At 55.2% G+C, this 25,928-nt stretch carries 21 protein-coding genes; 13 read left to right on the forward strand and 8 right to left on the reverse strand.

The features are described 5' to 3' along the window. Positions 1 to 32: 32 nt before the first annotated feature. The 4 genes from IE089_RS01200 to mutT all read left to right on the forward strand — a co-directional run bounded on the left by IE089_RS01200 (position 33) and on the right by mutT (position 5,372). Positions 33 to 950 (forward strand): M23 family metallopeptidase, encoded by a 918-nt coding sequence (locus tag IE089_RS01200; protein WP_189474396.1) that lies wholly within the window; start codon positions 33 to 35, stop codon positions 948 to 950. A 78-nt stretch (positions 951 to 1,028) separates the two neighbouring features. Next, entirely contained in the window at positions 1,029 to 3,734 is a 2,706-nt protein-coding gene (secA, locus tag IE089_RS01205) for a preprotein translocase subunit SecA (RefSeq protein WP_308428813.1), read from the forward strand. A gap of 15 nt (positions 3,735 to 3,749) precedes the next feature. Beyond that, positions 3,750 to 4,976, forward strand: a complete 1,227-nt coding sequence (argJ, locus tag IE089_RS01210; protein WP_189474398.1) for a bifunctional glutamate N-acetyltransferase/amino-acid acetyltransferase ArgJ — start codon at positions 3,750 to 3,752, stop codon at positions 4,974 to 4,976. Next, positions 4,977 to 5,372 carry an 8-oxo-dGTP diphosphatase MutT gene (gene mutT / locus IE089_RS01215; RefSeq protein WP_189474400.1) on the forward strand — a complete coding sequence of 132 codons (396 nt, stop codon included), beginning with the start codon at positions 4,977 to 4,979 and terminating at the stop codon, positions 5,370 to 5,372. A gap of 48 nt (positions 5,373 to 5,420) precedes the next feature. On the opposite strand, the gene coaE is transcribed toward mutT, so the two are convergent. Genes coaE through pilB form a run of 4 tightly spaced genes read right to left on the reverse strand, consistent with a single transcriptional unit; the run spans position 5,421 to position 9,904 of the window. After that, positions 5,421 to 6,026 (reverse strand): dephospho-CoA kinase, encoded by a 606-nt coding sequence (gene coaE / locus IE089_RS01220; protein WP_189474402.1) that lies wholly within the window; start codon positions 6,024 to 6,026, stop codon positions 5,421 to 5,423. A gap of 6 nt (positions 6,027 to 6,032) precedes the next feature. Continuing rightward, positions 6,033 to 6,884 (reverse strand): prepilin peptidase, encoded by an 852-nt coding sequence (locus IE089_RS01225; RefSeq protein WP_189474404.1) that lies wholly within the window; start codon positions 6,882 to 6,884, stop codon positions 6,033 to 6,035. A gap of 37 nt (positions 6,885 to 6,921) precedes the next feature. Further along, on the reverse strand, positions 6,922 to 8,139 hold the full coding sequence (locus tag IE089_RS01230; protein WP_189474406.1) for a type II secretion system F family protein: 1,218 nt from the start codon (positions 8,137 to 8,139) through the stop codon (positions 6,922 to 6,924). 43 nt (positions 8,140 to 8,182) lie between these two features. Further along, positions 8,183 to 9,904: a type IV-A pilus assembly ATPase PilB gene (gene pilB / locus IE089_RS01235; protein WP_189474408.1), complete on the reverse strand. Its 1,722-nt coding sequence runs from the start codon at positions 9,902 to 9,904 to the stop codon at positions 8,183 to 8,185. Positions 9,905 to 10,410: 506 nt separating this feature from the next. Between pilB and IE089_RS01240 the strand changes: the two genes are divergently transcribed. The 4 genes from IE089_RS01240 to IE089_RS01255 all read left to right on the forward strand — a co-directional run bounded on the left by IE089_RS01240 (position 10,411) and on the right by IE089_RS01255 (position 15,764). Beyond that, positions 10,411 to 10,869, forward strand: a complete 459-nt coding sequence (locus IE089_RS01240) for a pilin (RefSeq protein ID WP_189477271.1) — start codon at positions 10,411 to 10,413, stop codon at positions 10,867 to 10,869. A gap of 85 nt (positions 10,870 to 10,954) precedes the next feature. Then, complete coding sequence (locus IE089_RS01245; protein ID WP_189474410.1) at positions 10,955 to 12,901, forward strand: hypothetical protein; 1,947 nt, start codon at positions 10,955 to 10,957, stop codon at positions 12,899 to 12,901. Beyond that, a complete protein-coding gene (locus IE089_RS01250) occupies positions 12,898 to 14,814 on the forward strand; it encodes a hypothetical protein (protein WP_189474412.1) in 1,917 nt (638 codons plus the stop codon). The genes IE089_RS01245 and IE089_RS01250 overlap by 4 nt, the downstream gene beginning before the upstream one ends. Positions 14,815 to 14,900: 86 nt before the next feature. Next, complete coding sequence (locus tag IE089_RS01255; protein WP_189474414.1) at positions 14,901 to 15,764, forward strand: glycosyltransferase family 2 protein; 864 nt, start codon at positions 14,901 to 14,903, stop codon at positions 15,762 to 15,764. 63 nt (positions 15,765 to 15,827) lie between these two features. Here the strand turns inward: IE089_RS01255 and IE089_RS01260 are convergent, their stop codons facing one another. Further along, the gene (locus tag IE089_RS01260) at positions 15,828 to 16,307 is read right to left on the reverse strand and encodes an Lrp/AsnC ligand binding domain-containing protein (protein ID WP_189474416.1); all 480 of its coding nucleotides are present in this window, start codon (positions 16,305 to 16,307) and stop codon (positions 15,828 to 15,830) included. Positions 16,308 to 16,490: 183 nt separating this feature from the next. On the opposite strand from IE089_RS01260, the gene ald reads away from it, so the two are divergent. Continuing rightward, positions 16,491 to 17,630 carry an alanine dehydrogenase gene (gene ald / locus IE089_RS01265; RefSeq protein ID WP_189474418.1) on the forward strand — a complete coding sequence of 380 codons (1,140 nt, stop codon included), beginning with the start codon at positions 16,491 to 16,493 and terminating at the stop codon, positions 17,628 to 17,630. 82 nt (positions 17,631 to 17,712) lie between these two features. On the opposite strand, the gene IE089_RS01270 is transcribed toward ald, so the two are convergent. Together IE089_RS01270 and IE089_RS01275 are read right to left on the reverse strand one after the other, a co-directional pair. Continuing rightward, positions 17,713 to 19,890, reverse strand: a complete 2,178-nt coding sequence (locus IE089_RS01270) for a malate synthase G (protein WP_189474420.1) — start codon at positions 19,888 to 19,890, stop codon at positions 17,713 to 17,715. Between the two features lie 128 nt (positions 19,891 to 20,018). After that, positions 20,019 to 20,975 (reverse strand): LysR family transcriptional regulator, encoded by a 957-nt coding sequence (locus IE089_RS01275; protein WP_189474422.1) that lies wholly within the window; start codon positions 20,973 to 20,975, stop codon positions 20,019 to 20,021. A 198-nt stretch (positions 20,976 to 21,173) separates the two neighbouring features. Between IE089_RS01275 and IE089_RS01280 the strand changes: the two genes are divergently transcribed. Further along, positions 21,174 to 22,943 (forward strand): acyl-CoA dehydrogenase, encoded by a 1,770-nt coding sequence (locus IE089_RS01280; protein WP_189474424.1) that lies wholly within the window; start codon positions 21,174 to 21,176, stop codon positions 22,941 to 22,943. 2 nt (positions 22,944 to 22,945) lie between these two features. Continuing rightward, the gene (rraA, locus tag IE089_RS01285; protein ID WP_189474425.1) at positions 22,946 to 23,434 is read left to right on the forward strand and encodes a ribonuclease E activity regulator RraA; all 489 of its coding nucleotides are present in this window, start codon (positions 22,946 to 22,948) and stop codon (positions 23,432 to 23,434) included. A gap of 48 nt (positions 23,435 to 23,482) precedes the next feature. On the opposite strand, the gene nadC is transcribed toward rraA, so the two are convergent. Further along, positions 23,483 to 24,334, reverse strand: a complete 852-nt coding sequence (nadC, locus tag IE089_RS01290) for a carboxylating nicotinate-nucleotide diphosphorylase (RefSeq protein ID WP_189474427.1) — start codon at positions 24,332 to 24,334, stop codon at positions 23,483 to 23,485. Between the two features lie 141 nt (positions 24,335 to 24,475). Between nadC and ampD the strand changes: the two genes are divergently transcribed. Further along, positions 24,476 to 25,036 carry a 1,6-anhydro-N-acetylmuramyl-L-alanine amidase AmpD gene (gene ampD / locus IE089_RS01295; RefSeq protein WP_189474429.1) on the forward strand — a complete coding sequence of 187 codons (561 nt, stop codon included), beginning with the start codon at positions 24,476 to 24,478 and terminating at the stop codon, positions 25,034 to 25,036. Next, positions 25,033 to 25,911 (forward strand): regulatory signaling modulator protein AmpE, encoded by an 879-nt coding sequence (gene ampE, locus IE089_RS01300; protein ID WP_189474432.1) that lies wholly within the window; start codon positions 25,033 to 25,035, stop codon positions 25,909 to 25,911. The genes ampD and ampE overlap by 4 nt, the downstream gene beginning before the upstream one ends. The last annotated feature ends 17 nt before the right edge of the window (positions 25,912 to 25,928 follow it).

Here is a 25,928-nt window from a genome sequence, read left to right on the forward strand (position 1 = left end):
GTCCCGCCCTCGTTATCGCTCCCTGGCTCTGAATGAAAGTCATTCTCATTAACCGCAAACACGGCGGGTCTCGCTCTATCGAGCTGGGCCGGTGGTCCTGTGCCTTGTTGTCGCTGTGTTGCCTGGGATTTGCCGGTCTGGGCTACCTCGCCGGTATGGATGCGGAGCCTCGCTCCCTGCGCGGTGCAACCCTGGATTCACTACAGGATGAGGTTGAGTCGCAGGAAGAATCGTTAGCTGATTTGCGGGAAGACGCGCAGCGTTCGCTTCAGGCAATGACCTTGAATCTGGCCGAACTGCAAGCCCGACTGACCCGGCTTGATGCGTTGGGTGAGCACCTGACTGCTATGGCCGGATTGGAAGACGGTGAGTTCGATTTCAGCCAGCCGCCCGCTCTGGGTGGCCCGATGGCAGATGCCCTGGGTATGGAGCTGCAACGGCTGGACCTCAGCACCGGGCTCAAGTCGTTGGACGATAAAATCAGCGATCGTGAAAAGCAGCTGGGCGTGCTCGAGTCCATGCTGAGCAATCGCAATCTGGATGCCCAAGCCTGGCTTTCAGGCAGGCCGGTAGAGAAGGGTTGGATATCCTCACCCTTCGGCCAGAGAACCGATCCTTTTACTGGAAACCCGGCCATGCATTACGGCGTGGACCTGGCGGGTAAGGAAGGTTCCAATATCATTGCCGTAGCGGGTGGCATTGTTACCCAGACTGGCGAGCAGACAGGCTACGGCCAGTATGTCGAACTCGCGCACGGCGACGGGTTTGTCACGCGCTATGCCCACAACAAAACCAACCTGGTAGAGCCTGGCGACTTCGTCCGCAAGGGCGAGCCGATAGCCATTATGGGCAGTACGGGTCGCTCCACCGGACCTCACGTTCACTTTGAAGTCTACAAGCACGGCCGCGCTGTCGATCCGGCCAGTTACATGCGTCGCACCCGACGCTGATACTCCCTCTCCAGCTTTTTTCTCATCCTGTTTGGCTAGCAGCCAGACAGTGTTTTCAGTTTCAGGTAGATAGTCCGCATGATTACAAATGCATTAAAAAAGATTTTTGGAACCCGCAACGACCGCGAGCTCAAGCGTATGAGCAAGGTGGTCAAGCAAATCAATGCGCTGGAAGAGGGCTTGCAGGCCTTAAGTGATGACGAACTAAAGGCGAAAACGCAGGTGTTTCGTGATCGCGTTGCCGGGGGTGAATCTCTGGATAAACTCCTGCCCGAGGCATTCGCGGTTGTGCGCGAGGCCGGCAAGCGCACCATGGGGATGCGTCACTTTGATGTGCAGTTGATCGGCGGCATGGCGCTTCATGAGGGCAAAATTGCAGAAATGCGCACGGGAGAGGGTAAAACGCTGGTTGCGACTTTGCCGGCATACCTGAATGCACTGACTGGCAATAGTGTGCACTTGGTAACGGTCAACGATTACCTGGCAGGCCGCGATGCCAACTGGATGAGCCCGCTGTATAACTTCCTCGGTATGACAGTGGGCGTCATCACCTCTGGGCAGGCACAGCAGCAAAAGCGTGAAGCCTATAGTGCCAACATCATCTACGGTACCAATAACGAGTTTGGGTTTGACTACCTGCGTGACAATATGGCCTTCAGCCTGCAGGACAAAATGCAGGGCGATCTGGCATTCGCCATCGTGGACGAAGTGGACTCCATTCTTATCGATGAGGCCCGGACACCGCTTATTATCTCGGGTGCGTCAGAGGACAGCTCTGAACTCTATAAAGCGATCAACAAGCTCATTCCTGGCCTGCGTGTGGACAGTGAAGGTCAGGAAGGGCACTACACCGTCGACGAAAAGCAGCGTCAGATTGAACTGACAGAGCAGGGCCACGAGCACATTGAAGAGCTGCTGGTGAAAGAGAAGCTGCTGGAAGAGGGCGACAGCCTATATGCCTCAACCAACCTGAGCTTGTTGCATCACGTGTATTCGGGGTTGCGCGCCCATGTGCTATTCAACCGCGATGTTGAATACATTGTGCAGGATGGACAAGTCGTTCTCATTGACGAACACACCGGACGAACCATGCCCGGCCGCCGCCTTTCCGAGGGCTTGCACCAGGCGATCGAAGCTAAGGAGGGCGTTGCCATCCAGAGTGAGAGCCAGACGATGGCGTCCACGACCTTCCAGAACTACTTCCGTATTTACGGCAAGCTGTCGGGAATGACCGGCACTGCCGATACAGAGGCTTTCGAGTTCAGACAGATCTATGGATTGGATGTGTTGGTGATTCCCACCAATAAAGACATGTTGCGTCAGGACCTTAACGATCTGGTCTACCTGACTCGAGAGGAAAAGTTCGACGCGATCGTTGAAGATGTTCGTGAGTGCATTAAGGCTGGTGCGCCTGTGTTAGTGGGTACTGCCTCGGTAGAAACCTCTGAAGAGCTGTCCCAGCGCTTTCGCCAGTCAAAGATTGATCACAAGGTGCTCAATGCGAAGTACCACGAGCAGGAAGCAGAGATCATTGCCCAGGCAGGGCGCCCAGGGGTTGTGACTATTGCAACCAACATGGCCGGACGTGGTACCGACATTGTGTTGGGCGGCAACCTGGAGGCCGAGCTGAAAGCGATGGGCGATGTATCCCAGGAACGCAAAGAGAGTGTGCGTAAGGACTGGGAACAGCGCCAGGCCAATGTGCTGGAAGCCGGGGGTCTACATATTCTGGGCACAGAACGTCACGAGTCGCGGCGCATCGACAACCAGTTGCGTGGCCGTTCTGGGCGCCAGGGCGATCCGGGCGTCTCGCGTTTCTACCTGTCGCTGGAAGACAATCTGATGCGCATCTTTGCCTCGGACCGTGTGAAAAACTTCATGCAGGCATTGGGCATGGAGAAGGGGGAGGCGATCGAGCACCGCATGGTGACCAATGCGATCGAGAAAGCCCAGCGCAAGGTTGAGGGGCGTAACTTTGATATCCGCAAGCAACTGCTTGAGTACGATGATGTCGCCAATGACCAGCGGCAGATTATCTACCAGCAGCGCAATGACCTACTGACGGAAGCGGATATCTCGGAAACGATCAACGCGATTCGCAGCGATGTCGTTAACGAGGCCATCGACAGCCACATTCCGCCCATGAGTATCGAAGAGCAGTGGGACGTGCCTGGCCTTGAGAAGCATTTGGAGGCTGAATTTGCAGTGGCGCTACCGGTGCAAGAGTGGCTGGACAGCGACAATAGCCTGCATGAGGAGGCGCTGCGCGAGCGCATTGGCGCTGAGGTGCAGTCCGCCTACGACGCAAAAGCAGAGCTGGTCGGCCCAGAGATGCGCAGGGTCGAGAAGCAGATCATGCTGCAGGTGCTGGATACACTCTGGAAAGAGCACCTGGCGACCATGGACCATCTGCGACAGGGTATTCACCTGCGTGCCTACGCGCAGAAGAATCCAAAGCAAGAGTACAAGCGAGAGTCATTCGCCCTGTTTGAAGAGCTGCTATCCAGTTTGAAATATGAAGTCGTAAAGTTCCTGAGCCATGTTCAGGTACAGCGACCCGATGAGGCGGCTTTGATTGAGCAGCGTCGCCGCGAGGAAGCGGAGAAAGAGAAACTGGCGTTTGAGCACGCTCAGGCATCGGCGGTAGCGGAAGAGAAAGCGGAGCCAGAAACTGACGCGGCGGCGCAACCCTTCACGCGTCAGCAGCCCAAGGTGGGCCGCAACGAACCCTGCCCCTGTGGCAGCGGCAAGAAATACAAGCAATGCTGTGGCGCGTTGCAGTAAGCGGGGGGCTTAGCGATGGCCGTGGGTGAAGGGAAGTTGCCTGTTCTGCACCCCGTCGCCGGTGTGCGTGTGGGCACAACCTCGGCGGGCATAAAGACGCCTGGGCGTAAGGACCTCGTCGTGTTTGAATTGGCTCCGGGCAGCCGTTGCGCGGCGACCTTCACACAGAATGCGTTTTGTGCTGCTCCGGTGACGTTGGCTAAGCAGCATCTTCAGGCCTGCGATAACCAGCCCCGATACTGGCTGGTGAATACGGGCAATGCCAATGCGGGCACTGGCGAGCGGGGAATAGCCGATGCACGGGCATGCACGGAGGCGCTTGTGCGAACAGACTCTGCCGATGCCAGTAGCGTCCTGCCGTTTTCCACGGGCGTCATTGGCGAACACCTACCCGTGGACCGGATTACGGCAGCACTGCCGTGGGCGGTCGCGGCGCTGAGTGACTCGGGTTGGGCGGATGCCGCCGAGGGCATCCTGACAACAGATACGCGACCAAAGGGTTTCTCTCAGCAATTCACGGTAGGCGAGCATCAATACACCCTGACAGGGATCGCGAAAGGCGCCGGCATGATTCGACCGAATATGGCGACGTTGTTGGCCTACGTCGCGACCGACATGGCTGTTGAGCAATCAGTGCTGCAGACACTGCTCTCGCGAGCTGTGGAGCAATCGTTTAATCGCATTACCGTCGATAGCGATACGTCCACTAATGATGCCTGCGTGCTAGCCGCCACGGGTGCCGCTGGCAATGTTGACGTTCGTGATCTCGAGTCCCCTGAGGCCTCGGCGCTTCAAGATGCGCTGGAGGCCTGCTGCGTGTCATTGGCTCAGGACTTGGTGCGCGACGGAGAAGGTGCCAGCAAGTTTGTTGCGGTCGAGGTAGGCGGCGGGCGCAGTGAACAGGAATGCCTGGACGTAGCCTTCACGATTGCGCACTCGCCGCTGGTAAAAACTGCGCTATTCGCGAGCGATCCCAATTGGGGACGGCTGCTCGCAGCGATCGGGCGAGCAGGCCTGGATGAACTCGCGGTTGCTGACGTCAGCGTCTATCTCAACGAAATACTAATTGCAGAAAAAGGCCAGCGTGCTGCCAGCTACACTGAGTCACAGGGCGTGGAGGCTATGGCACCCGAGGAGATCACGGTGCGTATAGAGCTGGGTCGAGGCGATGCACTGGCTACCGTTTGGACCACAGATTTTTCCTATGACTACGTGCGCATCAATGCTGAGTACAGAACCTGAATGAAGCGGGTTCACGTTGCCGTTGGTGTCATTGTCAATGAGCAGGGACAAGTTTTGCTCACTCGGCGGCATAACGACGCTCATCAAGGCGGATTGTGGGAGTTCCCCGGTGGTAAGGTCGAAGCGGGTGAGTCAGTTGTAGACGCGCTAGCCCGTGAGCTGGCCGAGGAACTGGGCATTTCCGTTCTGGCTTCGCGACCGCTGATAGAGGTGTCACACGATTACGGCGATAAACACGTGCTGTTGGACGTCTATCTGATCGAAAAATTTGGTGGCAGTCCGGCCGGAATGGAAGGGCAGCCCATGGTTTGGGCGCCAGTCACCGATCTAGATGGCTATGAATTTCCGGCGGCGAATGTACCTATTGTCGATTCGGTAGTCTCTACGTTGGCTTAAGCGCGGGCTGCCGAGAGCTGCGTCACCACACACGTGTTTTGCAGGCTGTCAGTGCTCTTTGGCTTCAGCCTTACTGAGCAACGTGGCGTGAATATGATTGATGCTCTCGCCCAGTGCCGCCAGTGACTGGTTGTTATCGATAACAATATCGGCACGGGCTAGCCGATCCTTTCGTGGCATTTGCGCGTCAATGATGCGCCTTACCTGTGCCTCGTCGTTATCATCGCGCGCCATTGTGCGCTGTACCTGTACGTCCACAGGAACATCCACGACAATCACCAGGTCTGTCAGTTGTGCCTGGCTTGTTTCTAGTAGCAGCGGTGAGCTCAGCATAACGTAGGGAGATTTTGCTGCGGTTAGTTGCGTGACGATTTCCTCCCCGATCAAGGGGTGTGTTAGTTGCTCTAACCAGCTGCGCTCCTCGGGGCTATTGAACACCAACGTACGTAAACGGGCGCGATCCAAGGTGCCATCGCTCTGAAGAATATCCTCACCGAAATGGTCGGCAATCGCCGCGAGAGCGGGTCTGCCAGGCTCGACGATAATACGAGAAATCACATCAGCGTCGACAACGGTGATGCCCAGCGACTCAAATCGCTCAGTCGCGGCGGACTTTCCGCTACCGATCCCGCCGGTAATGCCTACTACATACACTCTACGCTACCCAAGATATGCGGTCATGATGGTGTCGCCCCACAGCAATGCCACCCAGCCCGCAATCGCCAGATAAGGCCCGAAGGGCATGGGAATGTCTTTGCCTCGCTTCTTTAGAAGAATTAGCCCAATACCGATAATGGCGCCGACCAGAGAAGACAGGAGAATGATGAGCGGTACTGATTGCCAGCCCAGCCATGCGCCCAGTGCAGCCAACAGTTTGAAGTCGCCGTAACCCATGCCCTCCTTACCGGTCAGAAGCTTGAACCCCCAGTAGACCGACCACAGGATTCCATAGCCCGCAATGGCCCCGATAACGGCGCTGCTCAGAGTGGTATAAGTGGCGAAGAGGTTGAATACAAGCCCCAACCAGAGCAGTGGTAGCGTGATGTCATCCGGAAGCAGCTGATGGTCAACATCGATTAGCGTCAGTGTAATCAGTGCCCAGGTTAAAAATAACGCGCCCACCATGGCGAGTGAGGCGCCCATCATGATGCCGAGTGCCAAGGTCATGAGGCCGGTTGCCAGTTCGACCAGAGGGTAGCGCAGTGCAATTTTTGCTCCGCAGTTTGCGCAGCGACCGCGCAGCGCAACATAGCTAAGCACGGGGATATTGTGCCAGGGCTTTACGGGTGCTTTGCAATGAGGACAGTGGGAATTCGGTGTCGAGAGGGTGAGTTTGATCTCATCCTCCTTTTCGTTGACTTCCAGCAGTTCGCAACAGTCCCGTCGCCATTGCGATTCCATCATCAGGGGTAGTCGATAGACCACCACGTTGAGGAAGCTGCCAACGATCAGGCCAAGGGGGAACAAGCAGGCGTAGAGGAACCAAGGCGCCTGCTGGAAAATATCCAGCACTACGTTAGATCTCTTCTCGACCGAGGATTGCTGCTGATCAGATCACAGACCCAAGCATGAAGATTGGCAGGTACATTGCGATCATAAGGCCGCCTACCAGCACGCCAAGGATAGACATGATGATTGGCTCCATTAAAGAGCTCAAGCTGTCTACGGCATTGTCGACGGCGTCCTCATAGTGGTTGGCCACCTTATCGAGCATCTCGTCCAGCGCGCCTGACTCCTCACCGATGGAGATCATCTGCAGCAGCATGTTGGGGAAGAGGCCAGTCGATTTCACCGCTTGGTACAGCGTTGTACCTGTGGTTACATCATCACGAATCTGCAGGATAGCCTTTTGATAGACCGAGTTACCGGCAGCGCCTGCAGTGGACTCCAGGGCTTCAACCAGGGGTACACCCGCCGCAAAGGTTGTTGCCAGGGTGCGGCTAAACCGCGCCACGACAGCATCGTGGACGATGGTGCCTACCACGGGCGCTTTGAGTGCTAGCTGATCCAGCCACTCAGAGAATTTGACAGAACGGTGTTTGATCTCCTTAAAGGCATAGACGGTGGCAACAATCCCTATAAGGATGATGAACCACCATTCTTGGGCAAACTCAGAAAGTCCCACAACAAATTGTGTGAATGCAGGGAGCTCTGAGCCGAAACCCTCGAAGGTCTTGGCGAATGTGGGAACCACTTTGACCAGCAGAATGCCTGTCACAACCATCGCAACAATGATGACCGCTGTGGGGTAAGTCAGCGCTTTTTTGATTTTGGCCTTTAGTGCCTCTGTTTTTTCTTTGTAGGTCGCAACCCTGTCCAGCATCACTTCCAAGGTACCGGATTGCTCTCCGGAGCCCACAAGGCTACAGAACAGATCATCGAAGTGGCGAGGGTGCTTAGCCAGCGAAGGTGCGAGCCCTGCGCCAGACGCAACGTCATTTTTGATGCCATTGACAAGATCGCGCATCTTGGGCTTCTCGAGTCCATCTGCGACGATATCAAAGCTCTGCACCAGGGGTACCCCCGCCTTCATCATTGTGGCCAGCTGACGGGTAAATATCGCTATATCCGCGGGCTTGATGGGCTTTCCGCCGCCACCGAATAGCGGCTTGGCTTTCTTTTTGACGGTGGTGGGCTTAATGCCTTGGCGGCGCAGCTGAGCCCTCGCCATAGCCGAGCTGGCGGCAGTGACTTCGCCTTTGGTTTTGCGGCCATTTTTATCAGTGCCCGCCCAGCTAAATGTGTCGCTTCTCGCTGCAGTTGCCATTGTTATCTCGCCTCGAGTTCCGTCTTCAAATTAAATTCTGTTATCAGTCCACAGTGATGCGACTGATTTCTTCCAAGCTGATCAATCCCTGAGCAGCTTTCTTAAGCGCGGATGTACGTAAGTCATCAAAGCCTTCTTCGCGTGCGGCCTTTGAAATCTCCAGCGAGTTCCCCTCTTCAAGGATCATGGCGGCAATTTCAGGCGTGATTCTTACCACTTCATACACGCCGACTCGGCCTTTGTATCCATCTTTGCAGTTGCTGCAGCCCACGGGTTTCATAATGGTGGCGCCGTCGAGAATCTCGTCGGTAAACCCGAGCTTCCTAAGAGCCTCTTCGGGAATGTCTGTGGCGGGTGTGCTGCATTCTTTACACAGCCGCCTCGCAAGACGCTGGGCAATGATCAAGTCGACCGAAGTCGCCACATTGAACGATGGCACGCCCATGTTGAGCAGGCGAGTAATTGTCTCGGCAGCGCTATTGGTGTGTAGCGTGGACAACACCAAGTGACCGGTTTGCGCTGCCTTGATGGAAATTTCTGCAGTCTCAAGGTCTCGGATCTCGCCCACCATAATGATGTCCGGATCCTGCCGAAGAAATGAACGAAGCGCTTCAGCAAAGTTCAGTCCCACCTTCGGATTGACGTGCACCTGATTGATGCCAGACATGTTGATTTCAACAGGGTCTTCTGCGGTGGAGATATTTCGCTCGGGCTGGTTGAGGATATTCAGACCCGTGTACAGCGACACGGTCTTACCTGAACCAGTAGGGCCTGTTACCAGGATCATGCCCTGCGGCTTGGAAAGAGCGTCCAGGTACATCTGTTTCTGGTCTTCCTCGTAGCCTAGCGCATCGATGCCCATCGTTGCACTGGAGGGGTCCAGAATACGCAAAACCACTTTTTCGCCGAAAAGTGTTGGTAGTGTATTTACACGAAAGTCGATGGCGCGGTTTCGCGACAGCTTCATCTGAATACGGCCGTCCTGCGGGATGCGCCGCTCTGAGATGTCCATCTGTGACATCACCTTTAGACGCGCGGCTAATCGGGGTGCCAGATTCTTGGGCGGTTTAACCACCTCGCGCAGTACGCCGTCGGTGCGAAACCGGACACGGTAGTCCTTTTCGTAAGGCTCGAAGTGGATATCAGAAGCGCCCTGTTTGATCGCATCGACAAGAACTTTGTTCACGAATCTGACGATCGGCGTTTCATCAAGGCCGTCGCCAGCATCAGCCTCCGCGTCAGTCGGTTCTCCTGACTCAATGTCTATGTCATCGAAATCACCAGAATCAAGATCGTCCAAGCCTCCGCCGATAGAATCCTGAGACTCAACCCACTTGGTAATGAAAACTGTGAGTGCCTTTTCTTCAACGAGAACGCCGTCAGTGCTTATCCCGGTGTTGAATTTGATCTCGTCAAGCGCTTCGAGGTTTGTGGGGTCTGAGACCGCCACAAATAAACGGTTACCGCGACGGTACAGCGGAATAGCATGATGCTTGGTAACAAGGCCAGGCTCTACCAGACCCTCGGGCAACAAGTCGGTGTTGAACGCCTCGATGTCAATCAGTGGCACGCCGAATTCCAGTGAGGCAAGCTCAGCGATTTTTTTGCTATCGACATTGCGCTGCTCTACCAGGTATTTAACCAAGGGTACGCTGTCAGTGCGCGCTATTTGTTGAGCCTCGCGAGCCAGTTCCGCGGCAATAAGGCCATCCGCTACCAGTCGCCCGGCCAATCCACTGATAGGGGCTGTTGCGCTATCGTTCATCGTAAGTGTCCGCGTGCGTCCTTCGCATCAACTGCTTCCTTAGCCGAGTATAACCAGCCATTAGAGGCTACAACAGCCGGCGAGCGAGTGTAAGTTGCCGAAAAGTAGAGATTTTCCCTGCTTTGTGAACTATTGCCCGTCGATGATGACGAGCGTGATAAGGCATCGCGGTATTACTGCCCCACTGCGCGTATTCCCGACAGGGCGAAGGCTTGTGATGCCCTCACCCTGCGCAACTGGATGTTTGGTGACAAGAATTGACACGCGCATCGACGATGGAGTGACAAAAAACGTCGGCGTGGCGAGGGTGGTGCGATGCGCGGCACGATTGAGCGACTGACAAAATTTTCATAAATCTTTGAAATATATGACTTTTATGAATTATCCACTAGGTTTTTCATTACTTTGGCACAGTGCCTGCAGGTAAGGGGGTGTGCGTGCCAGCCGGTCTTCCGGTCCGGCTGCTCAGATTCATTTACTCAAAGGGATAATTGACCATGAAAGCTATGACCCAAGCCCAGAAGGGTTTTACATTGATCGAACTGATGATCGTGATCGCGATCGTTGGCATTCTGGCGGCAATTGCGCTGCCTGCGTATCAAGACTACGTTGTGCGCTCAAAGATGTCTGAGCCGCTGGCGCAGCTGGCAGAAGCAAAAACTACGGTAACTGAGTATTACTCAGCAATTGGTGCGCTGCCAACGATTGCTCAGGCAGGCATCAACACTAACCCGAACAAGGATATTATTAAGTCGCTGAATTTCACGACTAATGCCAACGGCGCGATTCTCGCTGCGGTTATGCAGCCGGATGTTGTACCGGGAGACGCCGGAGGCGTCCAGAGCTTTATCCTGTCTGGTACGGTGAACGCAACCGATCGCACAATTCAGTGGAAGTGTAAGCAACCAGCATCCAATGCCATTGATATTAAGTATCTCCCTGCGAACTGCCGTAACCCTAACTAAGGGTAACCGCAAGCGAGACAAAGGAGCCCGGGCAATGCCCGGGCTTTTTCGTTATCGTTTGCGCTCCGTCAGTAAATGATTTTCCATGCATCCGACTTCCCCGTCGCCGTCATTTCTCAAAATTCGAGACCGCTATTGGTTTTGCTTGAGCATCACCGCTGTGGTTCTAGCCTACCTGCCAGGCTTTTGGGGTGGGTTTGCGTTCGATGACACCGTCGTAATACGTGACAATGAACGGCTTCAGCAAAATCTTGAAATATTCGATAACTGGCGCACTGCAGCTCAAGGGTTCAGTGGTCATCGGCCCCTTAGTATGCTCAGCTTCGCCGCCACTGGCGTCCTTTCGCCGGGCGAGGTAACCCCACTTTCGGTCAAGGTTGGTAACCTTGGGCTTCATTTAGGGCTGGCAGTTGCCATCTATTGCTGGATCTTCGTTTTGCTAAGTTACTCGCCTGTGCTGAAGTTTGCGCGGCGAGAAGCGCAATACATTGCTCTGGTATCGAGTGCTCTGTGGATGCTGCACCCACTCCACGTCTCAACGGTCCTTTATTCAGTACAGCGAATGACGCAGCTTTCTGCTTTTTTTGTTGTTCTCGGGCTCTACTTTTTCTGTAAATGTCGAGCCCGGTGGGCGTTACGAACCCCGAGAATGGTCGATCTCTCCGCGGCGAGCATATGGCTGACTTTACTTACTTGGTTCGCTTATCAAAGTAAAGAGAACGGCATACTCCTGCCATGGTTGTTAGTTGTTATAGAGCTAGCATTCTATCGTGGAACTTGGGGAGGAAAGCGTAATATCGCTCTTTATTGGACATCCTGGCTGGCTTTCGTTGCGCCATTGCTTATTGTCTTTCTTTGGGTAGTGACGTCTCCGAGTTACCTTTTGGCCGGGTATGAGTTACGCGATTTCACGCTAACAGAACGACTAATGACCCAAGGGAGAGTTCTGTGGACTTACATGAGTTGGACTCTTTTTCCAAACGTCTTCTCCATGGGGTTTCATCATGACGATATTCCTATTTCGCTATCGCTACTGCAGCCGCTCACAACAATAATTTCGCTAATTGCTTGGGGTGTTGCACTCTCTTTGGCATTTGCATTGAGAGAGCGTGCCCCGTTTTTCTTTTTTGCCGTCGTATTTTTCCTTGTTGCCCATAGCGTAGAGTCTTCTCTTATCCCTCTAGAGATCGTTTATGAGCATAGAAATTATCTACCAAGCATTGGCGTGTGCTTATTCACTGCAGTTTTGTTCTATCGCGTATCTACACGCCTCTCGTATCAACTGAAATGGGCCCCGGTTGCCTTGGTTTTTTTGATTTATTTTGTCGGTACGTCACTACGTGCATACAGTTGGGGGGACGATTTTCGGTTTGCGCGCGACAATTTGGCACGACACCCGGAGTCTGCGAGAAGTAACTATTTTTACGGGAATGCTCTTTTGCGTCAGCTTCGTCAAGAAAGTCTGAGGGGGCAGGTAAGCTCTAAGTCGATAGAGGCCGCAGCTGTTGGGCGTCACTATCTCGAGCGTATGCACCAGTTGGAGCCAAGCGATATTGGCGCGCTTACCATGCTGTACTACATCGACAGTACGCTTTATCCCACGCTGGGCACGACAGAGCGCTGGCTAGAATCAATACTTGTGACCTTAGAAGACCCTTCTACAAATCTGTCCCCGACGGAAAGAAACGCAGTCGCTCTACTATTTGAGTGTTCGGGCTCTGGCGAGTGCGCGATGTCTCAGGACAGTTTATTGAGTCTGATCAGACTTGTCGTGAGCCGTAAGGATGTAGGCGTCGATATTGCCGTCTTGCTTAAGGTTTATTCCAGTGCCGGCGGTGATCGCAATCTGATTATGAAGGCGCTGGGTGAAGCAATGCCAGTAGGAGAGGCATCCTTTGGCTCCGTGAACTCAACCGCAGAGGCGATTAGAGATCGAGACTTTGCTTTGATGTACGTGCGACTGCTCAATTGGGTTAGGGCAGATGTGGGCTCTAGAGACATTTACCTACAAAGCAAGATTTTCGAAAATTGATGGTGTCATCGAGAATCCTCAGCCGGATTGGTGCCGTACTTTCACTTCTGGGCATCTCTCTGCTTACCCTGTGGTTGTATCAGCCCGGTATCGCTGACTTTTGGACTCTTGATGATCGTGCTGCAGTAGTTGCGCTCACAGATAGGGCAGCGGAAAGCAGTGACAGTCTGAGGTCTATTTTTGGCGCTTTGGCCGGCGGTCCTTTGGGGAGGCCAGTTTCTGCACTCTCATTTGTGGCGCAGGATGCAGTGATCCCAATTTCCCCGAGCGGCGGCAAGGCAGTAAACCTCGTGTTACACCTCGTGTGTGCATTTCTTGTCACGCTCTTCGCGTACAGCCTTTTTCGAGGCGGGGCTGCGAGCTGGCACAGCATGGCATTAGCTTTGTTGGCTGGAGCTGCATGGTTGGTTGCACCGCTGCAAGTCAGCACGGTGCTATATGTGACGCAACGAATGGCCATCCTGGCGTGCTTGTTCAGTCTGGTAGCGATGTTGGCTTATCTGCGGGTGAGGTTGTATGCGCTGCAATCAAAAAGCCTGGTAGGGTGGACATTGATCGGCATCTTGGCGATGTCGCTTGCAGTGTTTTCCAAAGAAAATGCGGTGGTTGTTCTGGCAATACCGTTGGCGCTGGAGACTCTTTGGTTCAGGTCTTACGCAGGGGACGAAGAGATAGAGCAGGCCTGGTGCAAGCGCGTATTCTGGGTTACCGCCGTGTTCCTTTTGGGTGGGCTCGTTCTCTGTTCGCTCTATTGGTCGAGTCTCGTTGCTGGTTACGCTAATCGACCTTTTTCGTTTTCAGAAAGGCTGATTACTCAGTGCTACATTCTCTGGGACTACATCGCTCAGTTTTACACACCCGAGATGAAGCGTATGGGTGTATATCATGATGACGTCACCCTCGATTGGGCTAGAACGCGCAGTTGGATCGCGATTGTGGGCTGGTCTTCATTGATAGCATTGCTGGCGTTATCACCCCTTCACATTGCTATTTCTCGAGTCGCGTTCTGCTTGGTCTTTTTCTTCATTTGTCACGGTATCGAGTCCACGGTTTTGCCGCTGGAAATGTACTTCGAGCATAGGAACTATTTACCCAGTGTTGGGCTGGCGTTATTGATCCCAACCATCGTTTGGTTGTTTGGGCGTTTCGGCTCGGTACTGGTACCTCCGCTTATTGCCGTTTTTTGTGTTTACATTGTTCTCCAGGTGGCAAGTGCAGGTGCGCTTGTGCGGTATTGGTCGTCCAGTCAACTTTTCACAACCTTTCAACTCGCGGGTCATCCGACCTCGTTTAGAGCCAATACAGATTTTGCCTACTTGCTTGCTACCGTGGGCGGGGCTGAAGAGGCGCTGGAATACTCGAAAAAGGCCCACTTTTTGTCTTCGGAATCTGGGGCAGACTGGTTAGTCCGAGATGCTGCCCTGATATGTATCTCGAAGCCGTCTGAATTGCAGCCATTGGAAGCGCATTATCCAAGAACCATCACTCCCGACCAGCTGGGAGCCGCCACAGGTATTCACAGGTTAGTGCGGCTTCTGGAAGACGAGCGATGTGACGCCAGAGACTTCGCTGATTTCTTTCTGGGATTGGAAGTGGATGCAGCGCAGATTTCCGAGGTCGACCTAAGTATAGATATGAGCAATCTAATTTCACGGCTACTTTCGGTGATTGGGAAAAAGGAGGCTGCTTTGGTATACCTAGATACGGTACTCTCGCAGCACCCTGCGCACATAAGATCCCGCCTGATGCGCCTGCAATACCGCCTAGAGGTGGAGCGGTATCAGATCGCGGCTCAAGACTACAGAGAGCTGGTTCAGCTGGATGAGCAGGACAAAATGCTCGATTCAGAGCGGCAAACGCTATCGCTCTATCACGAATATTTTCGAACGCTTAATAAAGCCAGAGCGAACTGAGCTCCGTGAATGACTAGGTGCCGCCGCTCGGCGCTGATAGACTTAAGGCGATTCCGGCCAATACACATGACGACAGTTAACAGGCAATGCTCTCAATAGTTATCCCTGCTAAAAATGAAGCCGGCGGTCTGGAAAAATTCCTCCCGAGGCTTTTGGAGCTCCATCCCGACGCTGAAGTCATTGTGGTAAACGATGGCTCAACTGACGACACTGCATCTGTTGCTGAGAGCGCAGGGGCGCAGGTTGTGACGCACGCTTATTCAAAAGGCAATGGTGCGGCTATCAAAAGCGGTGCCAGAGCAGCCACCGGCGATGTCATTGTTTTTATGGATGGTGACGGTCAGCACAACCCGGAAGATATCTCACGGCTGCTGGCCGAGTGGGATAAAGGCTATGATTTGGTTGTCGGGGCGCGTAGTGGGTTATCTTCGCAAGCCAGCGTAGCTCGCTGGAGCGCCAACACGTTATACAACAAACTAGCCAGTTGGATGGTGGGCCATAAGATCGCAGATCTAACCTCAGGCTTTCGCGCTGTCCGTCGGAAAAAGTTTCTCGAGTTTCTCTACCTGCTACCGAACGGTTTCAGCTACCCAACCACCTCTACCATGGCTTTCTTCCGTGCAGGCTATTCGGTGGGATTTATCCCTATTGATGTGGCGCAGCGTATTGGGACCAGTCATATCAACATGTGGCGTGATGGTGTCCGATTCTTCTTGATCATCTTCAAGATTGGCACCCTTTATTCACCTCTAAAGGTGTACTTCCCCGTCGCGGCTCTGATGGCGGGATTGGGTGTCTTGAACTACCTGGCCACGGCATTTGCGACAGGGTCTTTTCGTTTCACCAACATGAGCACACTGCTTATTCTGGCCGGCATCCTCGTGTTTCTCATCGGCTTGCTCTCCGAGCAGTTAACGAACCTTCAATACAAAGACATCCACGACGACTAGCTGGCGTCTTTTCACTGCAGGGTGGGCAGTACCTGCCGCCGCAAACGTTCCTGTTGATACAAGTTAGTAGGGCACCGGCAACGCTAGCGTCTCTTTCACCTGCTCCATCACGACATAACTGGTGGACTCCTGAACGCCCGGAAGCGTGAGCAGTGTCTCCCCGAGAAACTCTCGATAGGCGGACATATCGGCGACGCGGGCTTTAATCAGATAATCGAAGTTGCCTGAAACCAGGTAACACTCCTGCACCTCCGGGAGGTCAAACGCGCTGCGTTTAAACTCTTCGAAGATGTCCTGGGAGGTACGGTTAAGGCGAATTTGTACGAAGACGACCAGCCCGCGGTCAAGGTATTCCGGGTTCAGCATCGCCTGGTATCCCCGAATCACGTCCTCTCGCTCCAGCCGCTTTACACGCTCTTTGCAGGGTGTAGTGCTGAGCCCAATCTCACGGGATAGCTCTGCGAAGCTGGTACGAGCATCCTTTTGCAGCACCCTGAGGATGTTGCGATCGATTTTGTTCAGTTCATGAAGTTTGCGGCGCATAGCCTGTCTCCGGGTTATATGCAGTGACGGTTTTGCTGTGTATTGGCTATGAGTCAGACGAATACACTGAATATATAAAATATACAGTCGAAGCGGCTGCTAATGCTATCCATAAATAGCGAAAAAGTCTGAAATCAATCGCTAGACTATTGACTTCGATAACGCAGTCGGAGTGCGCTTGCTATGTTGATTGGTGTCCCCAAGGAAATTAAGAACCACGAATACCGTATTGGCCTGACGCCTGCGGGTGTGAAGGAGTTGGTGAGTCACGGCCATCAAGTGATGGTGCAATCGAATGGCGGAGAAGCTATCGGCTTCGACAACAACCAGTATGTCGCTGCGGGTGCCGAGATCGTCTCTGAAGCCCCCGAAATTTTCGCGCGTGCGGACATGATTATCAAAGTGAAAGAACCCCAACCCAACGAGTGCCGGATGCTGCGCCAGAGTCAGACTGTCTTCACGTACTTGCACTTGGCGCCCGATCCCGAGCAAGCAAGACTGCTGCTGGAGTCCGGTGCAACCTGCATTGCCTATGAAACAGTGACCTCTAACGGCCGCGGCTTGCCGCTATTGGCGCCCATGAGTGAAGTTGCCGGTCGTATGTCGGTTCAGGCTGGCGCCCACAACCTTGAAAAAGCCCAGGGTGGTAATGGCATGTTGCTGGGTGGAGTGCCCGGGGTGGAGCCTGCCAAGGTACTGGTCATTGGTGGTGGTGTGGTTGGCATCAATGCCGCACGCATGGCCATGGGTCTAGGTGCAGACGTCACGCTGCTAGATCGCTCACTGGACAGGCTGAAGGAACTGGACATGATCTTCGGCGGACGTCTGAAAACGGTCTACTCCACAGAGGATGCCATTGAGCGTCATGCGTTAGAGGCCGATCTGGTAGTAGGCGCGGTATTGATCCCTGGTGCAGCTGCCCCCAAATTGATCACCCGCGAGCTAGTTTCCCGGATGAAGAAAGGTGCAGTGATGGTCGATGTGGCCATCGACCAGGGCGGGTGTTTCGAAACCTCGCGCGCCACAACGCACCAGGAACCTACCTACGTGGTGGATGGTGTGGTTCATTACTGCGTGGCGAACATGCCCGGTGGCGTAGCGCGCAGCTCAACCATGGCGCTGACCAATGCCACCTTGCCCTATGCGCTGGCGTTGGCCGATAAGGGCGTTGATGTCGCACTGGCGGATGATGAGCATTTGCGAAACGGGCTTAACGTTCACGCCGGTATGGTCACGTATGAGGCCGTTGCGGATGCGCTGGGTTACGACTATGTGTCAGCGATGGATGCGCTGGCACGCGCAGCGCTACAGCAAACGGCGTAAGTAATCCCCCTATAGGAATACCTGGTAGTGGCAGGTCCTGTTGCCCGCTAGCTGAGAAGCCAGCGGGCTTTTTTATGTCCGACTAGTGAGTCGCCTGTGCCTTATACTCCCGACGGCGCGCGTGCAGCACGGGCTCGGTGTAACCGCTGGGTTGTTCCTTACCCTTGAACACGAGATCGCAAGCGGCTTGGAATGCCACACTGCCTGCGAAGTCTGTTGCCATGGGCGTGTACGCAGGGTCGCTGGCATTCTGAGCGTCCACGACGCCCGCCATGCGCTCCATGGTTTCGCGCACCTGCGCCTCACTTACCACACCATGGTGCAGCCAATTGGCAATGTGCTGGCTTGAGATCCTGAGTGTTGCGCGATCTTCCATAAGGCCCACATCGTTGATGTCAGGCACCTTGGAACAGCCTACGCCCTGATCAATCCAGCGCACTACGTAGCCCAGAATTCCCTGAGCATTGTTGTCCAACTCACGCTGAATATCTTCAGCACTCAGTCCCTCAGCACCCTTTAACGGGATGGTGAGGATGTCATCCAGTGCAGCATGCTGCCGCTGCAGGATTTCGTCCTGCCTCGCGGACACGCTCACCGCGTGATAGTGAGTGGCATGCAGGGTAGCGGCCGTGGGGGAGGGTACCCATGCCGTGTTAGCTCCCGCGCGCGGATGACCGATTTTTGTCTCCAGCATTTCTGCCATCAGGTCGGGCATGGCCCACATGCCTTTGCCAATCTGTGCTTTGCCCTTCAAGCCGCACTCTAAGCCGGTATCCACATTCCAGTCTTCATAGGCATTGATCCAGGGCTCCTGCTTCATCGCGCCCTTCGGAGTCATTGCCCCGGCCAGCATCGAGGTGTGGATCTCATCACCGGTCCGGTCCAGGAAGCCGGTGTTGATGAACACCACCCGCTGTTTGGCGCGACGAATACACTCCTTCAGATTAACCGTCGTGCGGCGCTCTTCATCCATAATGCCCAACTTGAGGGTGTTGCGCGTAAGGCCGAGCGCATCCTCAATGCGGTCAAACAGCTCACAGGTAAAGCTGACCTCGTCCGGCCCGTGCATTTTCGGTTTTACGATGTACACGCTGCCGCAGCGGGAGTTACTGATATCGCCATCATTTTTCAGGTCATGCATGGCGATGAGCGCCGTGAACATACCGTCCATGATGCCTTCGGGAATCTCGTTACCGGCATTATCAACAATGGCTTCGTTGGTCATCAGGTGTCCCACGTTGCGCACGAACATGAGGCTGCGGCCAGGCAGCGACATCGGGCTGCCATTAGCGGCAGTGAAACGGCGATCGGGATTGAGCTTTCGAGTTTGTGTGCTGCCGCCCTTGGAGAATGATTCGCTGAGATCACCGCGCATCAGTCCCAGCCAGTTGGTGTAGACAATTGCCTTGTCCTCGGCATCAACGGCTGCCACCGAGTCCTCACAATCCTGAATCGTGGTTAGTGCGGATTCCAACACCAGGTCCTTGATCCCAGCAGCATCAGTCGCGCCGATGGGGCTGGTGGGGTCGATCTGGATTTCCACATGCAGGCCGTTGTGCTTCACAACGATGCAGGTGGGCGCATTGTTTTCGCCGCAGTACCCTATGAACTGCGAGGGGTCTTCCAACGATGTGATCTTGCCTTCGGCCAGCACCACCTGCAATTTGCCACCCACGACCGTGTAGGCGCGTGCGTCGGTGTGGTCTCCGGTCGATAAGGGGAAATAACTGTTCAGAAACTGTCTCGCCCAGGCGATGACTTTGTCGCCCCGCACCGGGTTGTAGCCACCGGCGCGCTCGGCGCCGTCGGCCTCTGAAATTACGTCGGTGCCATACAGTGCATCGTAGAGGCTGCCCCAGCGAGCGTTTGCCGCGTTCAGTGCGTAGCGCGCATTCATTACCGGTACCACCAGCTGTGGTCCGGCAATGGCAGCAACCTCCGGGTCTACGTGCTCGGTTTCCAGTTGGAAGTCATCCCCCTCGGGTAGCAGATAACCAATCTCTTGAAGAAATGCCTTGTAGGCATCGCGGTCATAGTCCGCGCCCGGGTTGGCTGTGTGCCAGGCATCGATCTTGGCCTGCATGTCATCCCGAATGGCCAGCAACTCTTTGTTCCGCGGTCCCAGGTCTCGCACGATGGATTCAAGCGCCGCCCAAAAGTCAGCGGGTGTAACACCGGTGCCTGGTGCGATGTCTTGCTCAAGCAGTGTATGAAGGGTTTTGGCCACTTGCAGGCCGCCGCACTGAACGCGCTCAGTCATTGTCTCGATCCTTACTGGCTGATGGGAGCTACGCGATCCCGTTTACTGCGCGCGAGTCTAAGAAAACTGCCGCCATTTGCCTAATTTATCGCCTATATCGCAGCCATTCTCGTCGTGAATGCTTGGCGTCAGGCGGTGGGCGGTTTGCCGTCCAGCTCGCGCGCGGTATCCACGATCAACCGCCTTAACCAGCGATTGCCGGGATTGTGTTGTAACAGCGGGCTCCAGGCCATCTTCAACTCCAGGGGTGGAATGTCCAGAGGCGGCTCGCGCAGCACTACGCGCGGGTTGTCGCGCTTGAGCTGTGCTGCGCGATTGGGGAGGGTCACAATCAGGTCGTTCTGCTCGGCGAGGGTCATTGCCGCCTGGTAGTGGCGGGTGAAGACGCGTATCTGGCGTTTCTTGCCGAGTTTGTTGAGTGCTGCATCCACCCAGCCCAGCCGCTGCACGTCGTCAGGGTCAACACCCACGCCAACGCCCATTCCGGTCTTGCTGACCCACACGTGGTTGGCCTTTAGGTAGTTCTCCAAGCTGAAGTCTTCCAGTACTGGGTTCTCAGGGCTGAGCAGACAGGCGAAGGTGTCGTCCCAGAGGTGAATCTGGTGGAACGACTGGGGCATTTGGTCAAAGCGGTTAATCACCATATCAACCTTGCCACGCTCCACATCCAGAAAACTCACGTCACTGGGGGTCATGATATCCAGTGTGATACCTGGTGCTTCGGTGCGAAGTTTGCCCAGCACTGTTGGCAATAGCGTGGATTCGGCGTAGTCGCTGGCCATAATGCGGAATACGCGTTGTGCTTCGCCTGGCTCGAAGGCTGATCGCGGTTGCACAGCCTGTTCAATGTTCATCAACACGTCGCGCACCAGGGGCTCAAGCTCCAGGGCGCGCTCTGTGGGTGTCATGCCATCCGAGGTGCGAACCAGTAGCGGGTCGTCGAACAGCTCACGCAGACGCCTGAGCCCATTACTCATCGCGGGCTGTGACAGATTCAGTTGATTGGCGGCCTGGGTGACATTGCGCTCTCGCAGCAGCGCATCCAGATAAACCAATAGATTCAGGTCGATTCGGTTCAGGTTCACGGGGCTCGTCCGCATTCATGTAGTGAATGCTTGAAATAGCATTGATAGTTTGGGGGAATTATACCCGCCTGCGTACCATTGCCAACTCGAGATAGTGACCCTGCGGCGCAGAGCTGTATTCCAATGGCCCGAATTACGCTGCACGGGGTTTCACTATAATGGCCACCCGCAAATCTATAGCTAGCAGAGAATTACCGCATGTCCGACTATCGCGCACCCATTGAAGATATGGCGTTCATCATCGATGAGGTCCTCGCCGTAGAGTCCGTTTTGGGCTCCTTGCCTCGCTTCGAGGAACTCGGCGTCGGTGTTGATCTCACCACGGCCTTGCTGGACGAGGCGGGGAAGTTGGCGGGCGATGTGTTGGCACCCCTGCGTCGAGCTGGCGACCTGCAGCCCGCTACCTGTGCCGATGGCAAAGTCACCACATCGCCTGGCTATAACGAGGCATTGCAACAGCTGGGTGCCGGTGGCTGGATTGGTATCTCTGCGGACGCGAACTATGGCGGTCAGGGCTTGCCCGAAATTTACAACACCGCTGGCACCGAAATGTGGAACACCGCCAATATGGCCCTCGGTCTTGCGCCCATGCTGTCCAGCGGCGCTGCACTGGCGATCGCCGCTCACGCTTCTGATGCGCAAAAGCAAACCTATCTAGAGAAAATGCACACGGGCGAGTGGATGGGCACTATGAACCTGACCGAATCCGGTGCCGGCTCTGACTTGGGCGTCATGAAGACCCGCGCGGTTCCTGAGGGTGATCACTACCGCATCTATGGCCAAAAAATCTATATCACCTGGGGCGATCATGACGCCACGGATAACATCATCCACCTCGTATTGGCCAAGTTGCCCGATGCGCCTGAGGGTAGTCGCGGTATCTCTCTCTTTATCGTCCCCAAGTTTTTGGTGAATGCCGATGGCAGCCCGGGTGAGCGCAATGACGTCTACCCCGTATCCACCGAACACAAACTTGGCATCCACGGTAGCCCTACCTGTGTCATGGCCTTTGGCGACACGGAGGGCGCGATAGGCTACCTGCTCGGTGAGGAGAATCAGGGACTGGCCTGCATGTTCACCATGATGAACGAAGCTCGCTTGAAAGTAGGTATTCAGGGTCTCAGCCAGTCTGAGGGAGCATTGCAGAAGGCCACCGCCTACGCCCGTGAACGTGTTCAGGGCGGCGTGCCGATCATTGAACATCCGGATGTGAAGCGCATGTTGCTGAGTATGAAAGCGCTCTGTGAAGGCATGCGAGCTTTTGCGTATAGCGAGGCAGTGACCATGGATCTCGCGCACAGCGGACCCGAGGACGAACGTCGGCTGGCGCAGTCGCGGCTCGATTTGATGATTCCTGTCATCAAGGGATGGCTTACCGAAGTCGGCATGGAAGTCACGTCCCAAGGCGTACAGGTCCATGGCGGAATGGGGTTTGTTGAAGAGACAGGTGCAGCGCAGTACCTGCGTGACGTGCGCATCGCGCCCATTTATGAGGGCACCAATGGCATTCAGGCGGCTGACCTTGTTAATCGCAAACTAGGCCGGGACGGCGGTGCGACCATGGAATCCGTGCAGTCTGCGATCTCCGAAACCGTTGCTGCCCTGAAGGCCGCCGATCACACTGAACTTGCGGTTGTCGCGCAAAATCTGGAGCAGGCATTGGCCGGGCATGTTGAGTCCACGCAGCGTATGCTTGCAGCATTGGGCGCCAACAAGGCGGCCGCCCTGGGTGGCTCTTTCGATTACATGATGCAAACAGGCTATCTCTTTGGCGGATGGCAATTGGCGCGCGGCGCACTGGTTGCTGCCCAGCGTTTGGCAGAAGGCAGTGACAACACCTTCTATCGCACCAAGATGGCGACGGCCAGGTTCTATGCCGAACAGATACTGCCGCGATGCGAGAGTCATGCCCTCGTAGCCGCGCAGTCCGAAGGTGCCCTGCTCGATTACCCCGTAGACTGGATTTGATCATGACAGAGACTACCTTCTCGACCTGTGATCTGGCGGATGATCATCCCGAGGCCCAGGCCATCGAACTGCAGTTCATTAATGCGGGCCTGCGTAAACGGTTTCATGGCCCTGCGGTTACTGTGAAGTGTCACGAAGACAATTCCCTGGTCAAGGCACTTGTGGCCCAGCCGGGAGAGGGTCGCATCATTGTGGTCGATGGTGGAGGCTCAATGCGCCGGGCGTTACTCGGGGATATGTTGGCTGAACAAGCATCGGCTAACGGCTGGTCTGGCCTGGTGATTAATGGCGTTATTCGCGATGTGGATGAAATAGCGGTCACGGATATTGGGGTGCAGGCGCTGGGCCGCTGTTCCCTCAAGACGGATAAGCGGGGAGAGGGGCAGCAGGATGTCGCTATTCACTTTGGCGGCGTCACGATCAACCCCGGCGATTATCTCTACGCTGACAATAATGGCGTGCTGGTGAGTCGCTCGCCGTTAATCAGCTGAATGGGCAGACTGGTGCAATGGCTGCACCGGTCTCGTAATAGCGTCCCACTAGTCCAGCAAACGCATCGATAAATCCAACGCCTTACAGTCCTTTGTGAGAGCGCCAATCGAGATGTAATCCACCCCGGTCTCGGCAATAGGCCTGAGAGTTGCGTCTGTCACATTGCCAGAGGCTTCCAGCTCAGCCTTGCCCCCTGTTAGTGCGACTGCGTCGCGCATGCTTTGCAGGTCAAAGTTATCCAACATAATGCGGTCGGCTCCCGCCGACAGGGCAAGCTGTAACTCGGCCAGGCTTTCTACCTCAATCTCCAGCAACACTTCGCTATTCATTGCCCGCGCCGCCGTCACTGCTTCGGTGATACCACCGCAAGCCATGATGTGGTTTTCCTTGATCAGAAACGCATCAAACAGGCCTATACGGTGGTTGTGACAGCCGCCGCAGGTCACTGCGTATTTCTGCGCCAGACGCAGGCCCGGGATGGTTTTTCGAGTATCGAGCAGCTTAACGTTTGTGCCCTCGACGAGGTTCGCGTAATGATGGCAGCGCGTTGCAGTGCCTGATAGCAACTGTAGAAAGTTCAGCGCTGTGCGCTCAGCGGTCAGTAGCGCGCGGGCAGGCCCACTCACCGTGAACAACGTGTCATTGGCCGACAGAGTGTCGCCGTCACGCGCGTGCCATTCCAACTGCACGCGAGAGTCGACCTGCATGAACGCCTGCTCCGCCCAGTCGGCTCCGCAGAGTATACCGGGCTCACGAGTAATGATGCGGGCGTTGGCCTGTGCTTCCTCGCTAATTAATTGCGCCGTGATGTCCCCGCCGCGAATATCTTCGGCAAGGGCGTTGGCGACCTGGTGACGTATACGATCCTGGCTGGGGGAAGGCGTTTGATGAGAAGTCATGGTCTGGCTTGATTACTACCGGGGTGAGAATTGTATCAGCGCCCTCACGTTGAACGAAGCGCGCTTAATGGAGTGCGCTTATCAGAGTGCAATGCGTTGAGTGTTTCTGCCCATGCTCTATGATGTGCCAAGGGGAGGATTATGGCGTTTTCAATTCAGCAGGGCTGGTGTGCTCAGGCGAGACAAGTGCCGTCGCCGAACTATGGCCCGCGTCCCGACGGCGCAGCGGTGGACCTGCTGGTTGTTCACAATATCTCTCTGCCGCCGGGTGAGTTTGGGGGTGGAGCGATAGAACAGTTCTTTTGCAATCAGTTGGACTGCAGTGCTCACCCTTTCTTCAGGGAAATTGAGGGGCTTGAAGTCTCTGCACATTTCTTGATTCAGCGCACCGGTGAGTTGGTGCAGTTTGTGAATACGCAAGAGCGTGCCTGGCATGCGGGTGTCTCTTCCTATCAGGGCCGGGAAAACTGCAATGATTTTAGTATTGGCATCGAGTTAGAGGGCAGTGACGATGTTCCCTACACTGACGCCCAGTACGAGGTTCTGCGGCAGCTCACGCATGCGCTGATCGACTTTCATAGGGACCTCACTTCAGAGCGCATTGTAGGCCACAGCGATATTGCGCCCGGGCGGAAAACCGACCCTGGCCCCGCCTTCGACTGGCGGCGTTTTCGCACAGCAATCAGTGGAGAGAGCACATGAGTTTTGGCGCATTGATGACGGCTATCGCGCTCTACTATTTCTGGGGTGCCGAGGGCCCGTTACATAATCCCCGGCCTATTGCTGCTTGGCAGGCGTGGGTTTCAGAGCGCTTTACGCAGTCTTGGCAGGTGCTTTTGGTTACGGTGTTGGCGCCTGTGCTTGTTGCCTTCTGGTTGCTCAGTGCTTTTGACGGGATTCTCTTCGGCCTGCCGCAGTTTGGAATCTCGGTTGCCCTGTTGCTTTACGCCTTTGGTTGGTGGGACTTCCATACTGCGCTGAATCGTTATGCCGCACAGTGCGAGCGGGGAGACGCGCAGGGCGCCTGGATGACGCTCAATGCTGCTCTCTCAAGCCCGCCAGTTTCAGAACCCGCTGATGCGAACGAGGCTCATAGCTTTGCGTTTCGCGCGTTATTGCTAGAGGGCTATCAGCGCTGGTTCCCCGTGGTTTTTTACGGCGTCTTACTGGGGCCGGTGGCTGCCTTTGGTTATCGACTGGTTTTGCAGTCGACTACCAGTTCGACTGCTGCGGGCGATAGCAGGGTGGTCTATATCCTCGACTTCGTCCCTGCGCGCCTGCTCGCCGCAAGCTTTGCATTGGCCGGTGATCTGATGCGTTGTCGAAGCGCGCTACAGCGCGCGATTACCGATTCCTCCCTGGCCGCGGACAAACTGCTGCAGTCGGTTGCCGAACCTGCGTTGGGCGGGCCAGTGCCAGTTGAAGAGGTGGCATTATCAGCGCCTGATCATCTCCAGAATGCGGGTGATCTAGGCGCAATTGAACTCCTGCCCAGCGTGCAGGATATGCAATCCCTGTTGCGCCGTTGCGCCGCCCTCTGGGTGGTCGTCGTTTCACTGCTCGTTATTGTCGCCTGACAAACTGGCGCCTTGCG

The organism is Parahalioglobus pacificus, assembly GCF_014652275.1.
Lineage (GTDB): Bacteria > Pseudomonadota > Gammaproteobacteria > Pseudomonadales > Halieaceae > Parahalioglobus > Parahalioglobus pacificus.

Excerpts from the sequence above, each read along its gene's own strand:
- IE089_RS01200 (WP_189474396.1), top strand. The coding sequence starts at position 33 with ATGAAAGTCATTCTCATTAACCGCAAACACGGCGGGTCTCGCTCTATC.
- secA (WP_308428813.1), top strand. The coding sequence starts at position 1,029 with ATGATTACAAATGCATTAAAAAAGATTTTTGGAACCCGCAACGACCGC.
- argJ (WP_189474398.1), top strand. The coding sequence starts at position 3,750 with ATGGCCGTGGGTGAAGGGAAGTTGCCTGTTCTGCACCCCGTCGCCGGT.
- mutT (WP_189474400.1), top strand. The coding sequence starts at position 4,977 with ATGAAGCGGGTTCACGTTGCCGTTGGTGTCATTGTCAATGAGCAGGGA.
- IE089_RS01230 (WP_189474406.1), bottom strand. The coding sequence starts at position 8,139 with ATGGCAACTGCAGCGAGAAGCGACACATTTAGCTGGGCGGGCACTGAT.
- pilB (WP_189474408.1), bottom strand. The coding sequence starts at position 9,904 with ATGAACGATAGCGCAACAGCCCCTATCAGTGGATTGGCCGGGCGACTG.
- IE089_RS01240 (WP_189477271.1), top strand. The coding sequence starts at position 10,411 with ATGACCCAAGCCCAGAAGGGTTTTACATTGATCGAACTGATGATCGTG.
- IE089_RS01245 (WP_189474410.1), top strand. The coding sequence starts at position 10,955 with ATGCATCCGACTTCCCCGTCGCCGTCATTTCTCAAAATTCGAGACCGC.
- IE089_RS01255 (WP_189474414.1), top strand. The coding sequence starts at position 14,901 with ATGCTCTCAATAGTTATCCCTGCTAAAAATGAAGCCGGCGGTCTGGAA.
- IE089_RS01260 (WP_189474416.1), bottom strand. The coding sequence starts at position 16,307 with ATGCGCCGCAAACTTCATGAACTGAACAAAATCGATCGCAACATCCTC.
- ald (WP_189474418.1), top strand. The coding sequence starts at position 16,491 with ATGTTGATTGGTGTCCCCAAGGAAATTAAGAACCACGAATACCGTATT.
- IE089_RS01270 (WP_189474420.1), bottom strand. The coding sequence starts at position 19,890 with ATGACTGAGCGCGTTCAGTGCGGCGGCCTGCAAGTGGCCAAAACCCTT.
- IE089_RS01280 (WP_189474424.1), top strand. The coding sequence starts at position 21,174 with ATGTCCGACTATCGCGCACCCATTGAAGATATGGCGTTCATCATCGAT.
- rraA (WP_189474425.1), top strand. The coding sequence starts at position 22,946 with ATGACAGAGACTACCTTCTCGACCTGTGATCTGGCGGATGATCATCCC.
- nadC (WP_189474427.1), bottom strand. The coding sequence starts at position 24,334 with ATGACTTCTCATCAAACGCCTTCCCCCAGCCAGGATCGTATACGTCAC.
- ampD (WP_189474429.1), top strand. The coding sequence starts at position 24,476 with ATGGCGTTTTCAATTCAGCAGGGCTGGTGTGCTCAGGCGAGACAAGTG.
- ampE (WP_189474432.1), top strand. The coding sequence starts at position 25,033 with ATGAGTTTTGGCGCATTGATGACGGCTATCGCGCTCTACTATTTCTGG.